Below are 9357 nucleotides of genomic sequence, written 5' to 3'. Positions count from 1 at the left end.
ACCGAGGTTTACTTCAACCTTCTGGCGGACGGACGACTTCGCCATCGCAATGCCAATGCCACGATGGCCGGGATCGACACCGACGCCTACATCCTGGCTGTCAGCCACCCCATGCGCAGCGACGGAAACACAGCCCCTGACGAAATCACGGTGGTGGACGCAAGCTATGTCCGCCGCTCAGGCGTGGCCTTGGTCGACTCGCTGGCGAAGGTCACCGCACATCTCGCGTTCGGCACCAGCACACAGCTTCAATTCAGCGGCCCCCACGGTAACGTGCGCATCGCTTGCTCCACACCCGTGCAGGTGGCAGGCGCAGAGCGGTCGGTAGAATGCTTTAATGGCCAAGCCGTACTGCCCAGAACGAACTGATCGCCCATACTCGAGCAACGCATTTGCACTCCCGGTGGCGAAAAGCAGGTACTTTTCCGCCTTGATCTGGTCTCCTTGCCAAGAGCCTGGATGCGCTTGGAAAATGTCTCCATCAGCCTTTTCGCATAGCCTTTGCCCTGTTGACGTGGATCGACCACCACGGACATGATCACGACGTTGAGTGCCTTCGGGTCATGTCCCACGAGTTCCATGAACGCCTCGTCCGACATGACGACGCCATGGGCACAGCCGCTGTTGATGAACCCCGCTATCTCGCCATCCGCCTCGAGGAGAAGGAAACCTTCCGCATATTGCGAGATCCGTTTTTCAATCTTTTCGAGAGTCGCCGGCAAACGGGACGCAAAAATCTCGTTTGCCGACCGAACCGTCACTGTTTGGCGTATTTCGCCTTCAGCGACAGATCATGGTCATGGTGGGATTCGCCGTTGAGGTCGATCCGGACCATTTCGATCGCACCGGTGAAGGTGCCGCCGGTCGGGCCATAATCTTCCACCACCGGTTCGCCATTGTCGTGGCCGATGTCCATGAAGTCGTCGAAGGAGAAGATGGCTGGCACGGTTTTTTCGATGTGCCCCGCGCCGATCGCCTTGCCGTTCGCCGTGAAGGTCACCATGCCGCCCTTGCCGGCGCCGCCGCCATCATAGGCGAAGTCGAGCAGCAGGTCGTGGCTGCCCTTTCCCAGCGGTTCGTCGGCGCGCACGATGAAGGTTTCCAGCCCCACCCAGTTATGGGCATAGGCGAGCACGCCGTCCTTCATGTAGAAGCTCCAGCCGCCAAACTTGCCGCCCTGGGCGATGATCGCGCCATTGGCCGGTTCCGCGCCCAGTTCCACCTTCGCGGTGACGGTGAAATTGGTGTTCTTGACGTTCGGGACCGTATTCTCGTTCATCCGGGTCATCCCCGGCAGGAAGGTCATGGAGGTGCGGCCGTTGAGCAGATCCGGCCGGCCGGCGACACGGGCGTCGAAGCGTTCGCGCTGGCGCGGGTCGAGCGGCAGGACATTATATTTGGCCGCCTCGATCAGGAAACGGTCCTGCAGCTTGCGCAGCATGTCGGGATTCTGGTCGGCGATATTATGCGCCTGGGTCCAGTCGTCGGGGCCATAGAGTTCCCATATGTCATCCTCGATCTCGCCCACCGTCTCGCGCTTGTCGGGCCAGGGCAGGCGGTGCATGGTCATGGCAGTCCAGCCGTCATGATAGATGCCGCGATTGCAGCCGATCTCGAAATATTGGGTCGTGTGCCGATCATCCGCCTCGGCCTCGTCGAACAGATAGGCCATGCTGACGCCTTCCAGCGGCTTTTGCTGGATGCCGTTGACGAAATCGGGTTCGGGCACCCCAGCCAATTCCAGGATGGTCGGCGCCACGTCGATCAGATGGTGGAACTGGTGGCGCAATTCGCCCTTGGCCTTGATCTTCTCGGGCCAGCGCATCGTCATGCCGACGCGGGTGCCGCCCCAGTGGGACGCGACGATCTTGCTCCACTGATAGGGGGCGTTCATCGCATGGGCCCAGCCCGAGGGCATATGGTTGAAGGAATTGGGCCCGCCAATCTCATCGAGCCGCGGCAGGATGTCCGCCGTCGTCATGCCGATGCTGTTCTGGTAGGCCAGTTCGTTGAAGGTGCCATAGGGGCCAGCTTCGGCCGAGGCGCCATTGTCGCCCAGGATATAGATGACCAGCGTGTCTTCCAGCACGCCGCGTGCCTCCAGCGTGTCGAGCAGCCGGCCGACATGATGGTCGGTATGGGTGGCGAAGGCGGCATAGGTTTCGGCCAGGCGGCAGGAAACCTTGCGATCATCGTCGGTCAGTTCGTCCCATTCGGGCAGCCATTCGGTCGGCGCGGTCAGTTCCGCATCCTTGGGGATGACGCCCAGTTCCTTCTGCTTTGCGAACGTGATCTCCCGCTGCTTGTTATAGCCGTGGTCGAACTTGCCCTTGTACTTGTCGACCCATTCCTTGGGCACATGGTGCGGGGCATGGGTGGCGCCGAAGGAGAGATAAGCGAACCAGGGCTTGTCGGGGGTGAAGGTCTGTAGCGAGCCGGTCCAGTTGAGCACCTGATCGACCAGATCCTCGGTCAAGTGATAGCCTTCCTCGATGGTCTTGGGCGGCTCGATCGGGGTCACGCCATCGACCAGCGGCGGGGCATATTGATTGGTGTCGCCGCCCAGGAAGCCATAGAATTTCTCGAACCCGTCGCCGATCGGCCAATGGTCGAACGGGCCGGAAGGGCTGGTTTCCCAGGTCGGCGTCTGGTGCATCTTGCCAAAGGCGCCGGTGCTGTAGCCATTATATTTGAGGATTTGGGCGACGGTCGCGCAGGTATCCGGGCGCAGACCGGTATTGCCGGGCATGGCAGTCGCCACTTCGGTGACGCCGCCCATGTTCACCGTATGATGATTGCGCCCGCACAGCAGGGCCTGGCGCGAGGGCGAACAGAGCGCGGTCGTATGGAAACGGGTGAAGCGGATGCCTTCCTTCCCGACCCGTTCGGCCGTCGGCATGAGGCAGGGGCCGCCAAAGGCGCTACTGGCGCCAAAACCCATATCGTCGATCAGCACGATCAGCACATTGGGTGCGCCGGCCGGCGGGCGCAAAAACTCCTTGGCCGGCGGGCTCTGCGCCTCCTTGGCGTTCATCGGCGTGTCATGCGGCGGTACGCGCTCCGGGATTGGCAGCACATAACGGTTAAGTTCGGGCCGGGGCTTGTTCGTTGTCATGCTGATCGTCCTCTTCCGCTTCAAACCGTCCGAGCCGAGCCTGCATTTGGCTTCGACGAGAGGCGCGTGTAGCCTTCCATGCAGGCAATTGGTGCGCCTCTCGCCAACCGTCAGAACAGCCCGGTGAAAATGCCTGATCCAGATTGTGGATCAATTCTGGTTCGGACTCGCAGTCCCGATCTTGTCCATGGCGTCGCTGACCGTCCAACTCGCTGCCTTGGCGCGCGGAGGAAACTCCTTGAAGGTTCCCAGCAGGTGGGCGACGATCCCCTGCGCTGGGACCATCAGGAACATGCGGTGGGCGATGAAGGAAGCGTATTCGATGCTTTCGGGCCCGCGTTCGAACGGATCCGACCGCAGGTTGAACATCAGTGGCGCGCGTAGTGCGGTAAACTGGCCCTGCCAGACGCCGACAGGTGTGCGCGGATTGATCTCGGTGTTCTGCGCCAGGAATGTCACCTTCCAGTGGCCGACGCGGATCGCCATCAGATCGCCGTCGTCGCTCCAATAGGCAAAGCCCTTGCGCGGCGATTCCGCCTCGTCGCCCTTGAAGAACGGTATCAGATTGTGCCCGTCGAGGTGGACCTTGAACGTGAGATCGCCGATCTTCCCGCCCTTCTTCACGCGTTCGACGACATCGTTGTCGCCCGCCGCCGCAGCCAAGGTCGGCAGGAAATCTTCATGCGCGCAAATGTCGTTGATCACCTGACCGGGCTCGATCACACCGGGCCAGCGGATGACGCAAGGCACGCGGAAGCCGCCTTCCCAGTTGGTCGCCTTTTCTCCCTTGAAGGGCGTGGTGCCGCCGTCGGGCCAGGTAAAGCATTCGGCGCCATTGTCGGTGGTGTAGACGACGACAGTGTCTTCCGTGACGCCAAGCTCGTCGAGGAGGTCGAGCAGTTCGCCGACATGCCCATCATGCTCGACCATGCCGTCGGGATAGACACCAAGCCCGGTCTTGCCCTTCGACGCTTCCTTGAGGTGCGTATAGATGTGCATCCGGGTGGAATTGAAGTAGCAGAACCACGGACCGCCGGCGTCATGGCTGCGCTTGATGAAATCCTTGGCGTCGGCGAGGAACTCCTCGTCCATCGTCTCCATCCGCTTCTTGTTCATTGGACCGGTATTCTCGATCGTCTGGCCACCGTTGCCATCGGCCTTGCACCGCAGCACGCCGCGCGGGCCGTACTTTTCGCGAAACTTTGGATCCTTGGGATAGTCCTCGTTCTCTGGCTCCTCCTCGGCGTTCAGGTGATAGAGGTTGCCGAAGAATTCGTCGAAGCCGTGCATGGTCGGCAGATGCTCGTCGCGATCGCCGAGATGGTTCTTGCCGAACTGCCCCGTCGCATAGCCCTGCGCCTTGAGCACCTGGGCGATGCAGGGATCATCGGGGCCCAATCCCTGTTCGGCCCCCGGCAAGCCCACCTTGGTAAGTCCAGTGCGGATGGGTGATTGCCCGGTGAGGAAAGCGGCGCGCCCTGCGGTGCAGCTTTGCTGGGCATACCAGTCGGTAAAGCGCGCGCCCTCCTGGGCGATGCGATCGATGCTGGGGGTTTTGTACCCCATCATGCCGCTGTTGTAACAGCTGGGGTTAAACCAGCCGATATCGTCACCCATGATGAAAAGGATGTTGGGCTGCTTTGCCATCGTCAGGGTCTCCTCAGATCGATCGAGCCATCTTGGCAGGATGATGGGCGTGGTGATGTATCGGGATAAGTCTCGAGGCGGCTGCGATCACTCGATATGCTGGGCGAAGGCCAGGTAGCGTTCCTGCAGTTCCTCTTCCTCGCTCACGCTCAGATCCTTGGGCGCCAGCTTGATATCGACGCGGATGATGCGCCCGCCCGTGAAGGTGAAGGGAGGTTTGTAGGTATTGGCGACCGGCGATCCGCTGTCGCCGCCGACCCCGAATGTGTCGGGGCCGAAGCGCGCCGGCACGGTCTGGTTGACGCGACCCTTGGCGACTTCCTCGCCATCGAGCAGCAGGATCACGTCGCCGCCCTTGGCCAGGCCGCCGCCATCATAGGCGAACACGACCTCGAACGTGCTCTTGCCCTTGGGCAGGGGCTTGGACGACACGCAGTCGAGCCGCTCGGTATCGAACCAGTTGTAGTGGTAGGTCGGCTTGCCGTCCTTGACGTAAAGTGAGAAGCCCGCCGAAGCCCCGCCGGCCGCGACCAGCACGCCCTCGGCCTTGCCGTCGTTGTCGATCTCAACCTTGATCGTGTGTGAGCGGTTCTTGGTGTTGGGTGCGGCGGTTTCGGGCAGGCGATAGGCGCCGGGATAGTAAGTGAATTCGGTGCGATCAGGATCGGTTCCGCCCGGCGTCGGCTTGGGCTCGGCGATGCGGGCAGCGCCGCGATCGTCGAGTGGGTAGACGCCGTACTTCTCGCATTCCTCGTCGAAGATCCGCTTCAGCTCCTCAAGCTTTTCGGGATGCGCCGTGGCCAGATTCTTCGCCTCGCTGAAATCCTCGTCGATGTTGTAGAGTTCCCAGTCATCCTGGTCCCAGTTGCCCGGCGCCAGATCCTGCCGCCAGGGCAGCGTATGCTGGGCACAGGCAATCCAGCCCTTGTCATAGATGGCGCGGTTGGACAGCACCTCGAAATATTGCCGCTCGCGCACGGCGGCCGCATCGGCCGACTGGAACGTTGCCTGGATCGGCACACCGTCCATCGGCTTCTGCTCGATGCCGTCCACATGGGTCGGGGCGGGAATACCGGCCGCCGCCAGGATGGTCGGCGCGATGTCGATCAGATGGGTGAATTGCGGTCGGATGCCGCCCTTGTCGGCGATCTCCCTGGGCCAGGACACGACCATCGGATTGCGCGATCCGCCAAAGTGCGAGGCAACCTGCTTCACCCACTGGAATGGCGCATTGCCGCACCAGGCCCAGCCCAGCGGATAATGGGGTTCGGTGTTCGGACCGCCGATATCGTCATAGATCTCCATCGTCTTCTCGATCGAGACGGGGTAGCCGCTCAGGCTCATCACCTCGTTGGCGGTGCCCTGCGGCCCGCCCTCGGAACTGGCGCCATTGTCGCCAACAATATAAATGACGATCGTGTTGTCGCCGTCGGGCAATTCCCGGACCGCGTCGACCAAGCGCCCGCATTCATAGTCCGTATAGGCAAGATACCCGGCGAAATTCTCCATGAAACGCGCGAACAACTTTTTCTCTTCGGCCGACAGCCCTTCCCAATCCTGAACCCATTCGGGTTTCGGCGTCAGCTCGGTTCCTTCGGGAATGATCCCTGCGGCCAGTTGGCGCCGGTAGGTTTCCTCGCGCACCTTTTCCCAGCCATGATCGAACTGGCCCTTGAACTTGTCTCGCCATTCGCGCGGCGCGTGATGCGGCGCATGGGCCGCGCCGGGGGCGAAGTAGCAGAAGAAGGGTTTGTCGGGGGCGACCGACTTTGAATAGCGGATCCAGTTCATCGCCCGCTCGGTGATGTCGTTCTGGAAATGATAGCCTTCTTCGGGCGACCGGTCGGGCTCTACAGCCGAGTTGTTCTCGAACAGCACCGGATAATACTGGTGCGTCTCGCCGCTGATGAAGCCGTAAAAATAGTCGAAGCCCATGCCGGTCGGCCAGCGATCGAAGGGGCCGGCGACGCTCGATTCCCAGTCGGGCGTATTGTGGTTCTTGCCGAACCAGCTGGTCGCATAGCCATTGTCCCTGAGGATGCGGCCCAGGCTGGCGGTCGTCTGCGGGATCATGTTGTTATAGGCAGGAAAGCCGGTCGCCCATTCGGACAGGAAGCCGGTGCCGCAATTATGATGGTTGCGCCCGGTGATCAGCGCGGCGCGCGACGGGCCACAGATCGCCGTGGTGTGGAACCGGGTATAGCGCAGCCCCTCGGCGGCCAGCTTGTCGAGCGTGGGCATCGGCACCGGGCCGCCGAAGGTGCCCGCTTGGCCGAAGCCGACATCGTCGAGCAGGATCAGCAGCACGTTGGGCGCGCCCTCGGGTGGCTTGGGCAGTTCGGGCCAGGCGCTGGTCGATTCCGTGTAGGTCTTGCCGATCTTGCCGGCGAAGGGGGGGCGGGGGAGCGGAAGCCTGCTGCGGTCGATGTCAGACATGGGGACTCCGGATGAGTGATGGCAACGGCCACCAGTGTCGAGCATCCTCGGTCCAATAGGCATCGGGGTTACCACCCATAACACCACCGCACCGACCCAAGAAGATGCCGGCCGCGTATCACGGGCCCCTCACCCCTCAGAAGCGCGCTGCCGTACTTTACGGGTTTTCACCGATACCCCCATCCGGGGTGGATCGCACACCACCCGCGCACGTTCGTGTCTGCCAGCTGCTTGACCTGCCGCCCGCCAGCGCCGCGTCTGCTGATACACCGCAGCCCAAGCCGGCAAATCGTGAGGCATCCAGCGCCACGGCGCGCCCGTTTTCACTATATATCGTAGGCCGTTGACCGCATTGCGCCACAGCAGCACGGCCGCCGCGACGACGACGGCAAAGCCGGCAAGTGCCGTCAGCGCGGGCGGCGTGACCGGCAGGATATCGACATCGCCAAGGAAGCCGTCGATTGCCACGCAAAGTCCAAGCGCGGAAGCGAGCCAGACCGTCTGCGGCACCTTGTCTTCGGGCAGGCGGATCAGTTGGGCTGCGGGAAATGCGGGTGCGACAAGGCTGTTTGCCAGCCAGCGGGCGAAGATCACCGCCATACCGGCTGAAACGATCCCGACCCCCAGCGTCGCCAGCAGCGGCAGATCTAGCATTGCCTCGGCCTGAGCTGCGGTGTTCTGCCATTGCCGGATCGCGGTCCGATCGTCGGCCGCGCTTTGCGCTGACGCACCCGGAACCGGGCCCGTCAACAGGCCGATCGCCAAAGCCACGAAAATCAACCGGTAGAGTAGTGCAGCCTCCCTACTCGCCATTTACCGAGCACCGAGGTTTGCCGGTTCTAGCAGGATCGACAGAGCAAAATGTCGTCTTTCTCAGCGACTTTACGCTGGCGGTCCCAAACTCCAAGCGGCATCAAGGACAACCTCGCGCCAATAGCGGTGAAGTGCATCGATGTTGCCGCTTGTCAGGATCGGGGTCGCCGAGCGCATCTGCACCTCGTTCCAGTCCCACCACTGCATTTCCAGAAGCATGGCGATGCTCGCATCGTCGAACCGCTTGCGGATGACTTTGGCTGGATTGCCCCCGACGATTTCGTATGGGCCTACATCGCGCGTCACCAATGCTCGGGTTCCGATCACGGCACCATGCCCGATCCTGACCCCCGGCATGATGACGGCCTCCGACCCAATCCACACATCGCTGCCGATTACCGTGTCGCCCGACGGCGCATAGCCGGTGGCCGCCCCTTCGAAAGCGTGCTCATCCGCCGTCCAGAACAACGGAAAGGTACTTATCCAGTCGCTCCGGTGCCCCTGATTGCCGGCCATGATGAAGGCTGCTCCCGATCCGATCGAACAGAAGCTGCCGATAACCAGCCTGTCGACGCCTCCATCCGGCAGGAGATAACGGACACAATCGTCGAAAGAATGGCCCTCAACTCTCTGCCCTGAAATGCGCGGAATCCATATGCGGGTTAGACAGAGGGCATATGGAGAGCGCGACCTGATTGAGGTGAGCCGTCGCAGAGCGCCGGGGCCAATCAGCGCCTCCAACAAAGGTTGTGCAGGTCAGGATCAGCGCGGCGCAAGCATGAGGGCTCCTCGCTGATCCTGCCTTCCCGTAGCGCTAATTGCTCGTGGCAAACCCAAGTCACCATGCAACGAAAAGTCAGCCTCGCGTGTAACGTAGAGTCAATTAAGATGCCCCGCCACTCATGCCATGGACCGCCGTTGGCTCAGAACATCGCTTACGATTCTGGGGATCGGTCAGTCACGCACTGAGGCGGTCACCACAAAGACGACAGGTCACCTACTCACTGCGGTAAGTGCTGAAAGGTACTCTTCGAGCCGCCTCTCAATCACAGAAGGCTCGATTTTGGCTGTAAACTGCAGAAAATAAATACAAAAAAGCCGCCCTGAGCGTTGCTCGGACGGCTTGGTGTTCATGATGTTGGTTGCGGGGGTAGGATTTGAACCTACGACCTTCAGGTTATGAGCCTGACGAGCTACCGGGCTGCTCCACCCCGCGTCACCGTATTTTTTTTGCGTCGTTTGATGGACGCAAAAAGGGCCCTTTTGGGGCCCTTATTTCGTTTGTCATTGTGATGGGTTTTTTTCAACGATTTAGCGCGTCGGCTTCAATGCCTGGCGACGTCCTA

Annotated in this window: 4 protein-coding genes, 1 tRNA gene and 3 pseudogenes; 1 reads left to right on the top strand and 7 read right to left on the bottom strand. The window is 61.5% G+C overall.

Going from position 1 to position 9357, the window contains the following annotated elements:
- The coding region (locus tag A8V01_RS29445) for a hypothetical protein (protein WP_245892808.1) at positions 1–369 on the top strand (369 nt) is incomplete at its 5' end.
- Positions 370–458: 89 nt separating this feature from the next.
- On the opposite strand, the pseudogene A8V01_RS29840 reads toward A8V01_RS29445, so the two are convergent.
- From A8V01_RS29840 to A8V01_RS24420, 7 genes and pseudogenes are all read right to left on the bottom strand, one after another.
- Positions 459–761: pseudogene (locus A8V01_RS29840) on the bottom strand (GNAT family N-acetyltransferase); the annotation flags it as partial.
- A complete protein-coding gene (locus A8V01_RS24445) occupies positions 758–3115 on the bottom strand; it encodes an arylsulfatase (RefSeq protein ID WP_103098867.1) in 2358 nt (785 codons plus the stop codon). The gene A8V01_RS24445 and the pseudogene A8V01_RS29840, both read right to left, overlap by 4 nt.
- Positions 3116–3265: 150 nt before the next feature.
- The gene (locus tag A8V01_RS24440) at positions 3266–4762 is read right to left on the bottom strand and encodes an arylsulfatase (RefSeq protein WP_103098866.1); all 1497 of its coding nucleotides are present in this window, start codon (positions 4760–4762) and stop codon (positions 3266–3268) included.
- A gap of 87 nt (positions 4763–4849) precedes the next feature.
- Complete coding sequence (locus tag A8V01_RS24435) at positions 4850–7198, bottom strand: arylsulfatase (protein WP_245892807.1); 2349 nt, start codon at positions 7196–7198, stop codon at positions 4850–4852.
- A 237-nt stretch (positions 7199–7435) separates the two neighbouring features.
- Positions 7436–7555: pseudogene (locus A8V01_RS24430) on the bottom strand (transposase); the annotation flags it as partial.
- 525 nt (positions 7556–8080) lie between these two features.
- Positions 8081–8632 (bottom strand): annotated as a pseudogene (locus tag A8V01_RS24425) (CatB-related O-acetyltransferase); the annotation flags it as partial.
- 518 nt (positions 8633–9150) lie between these two features.
- Positions 9151–9227: transfer RNA gene (locus tag A8V01_RS24420), tRNA-Met, on the bottom strand.
- Between the last annotated feature and the right edge of the window lie 130 nt (positions 9228–9357).

Origin of the sequence: Novosphingobium guangzhouense, assembly GCF_002896965.1 — a bacterium.
In the GTDB taxonomy this organism is placed as follows: domain Bacteria; phylum Pseudomonadota; class Alphaproteobacteria; order Sphingomonadales; family Sphingomonadaceae; genus Novosphingobium; species Novosphingobium guangzhouense.
This window is presented reverse-complemented; position numbering and strand designations above follow the sequence as displayed.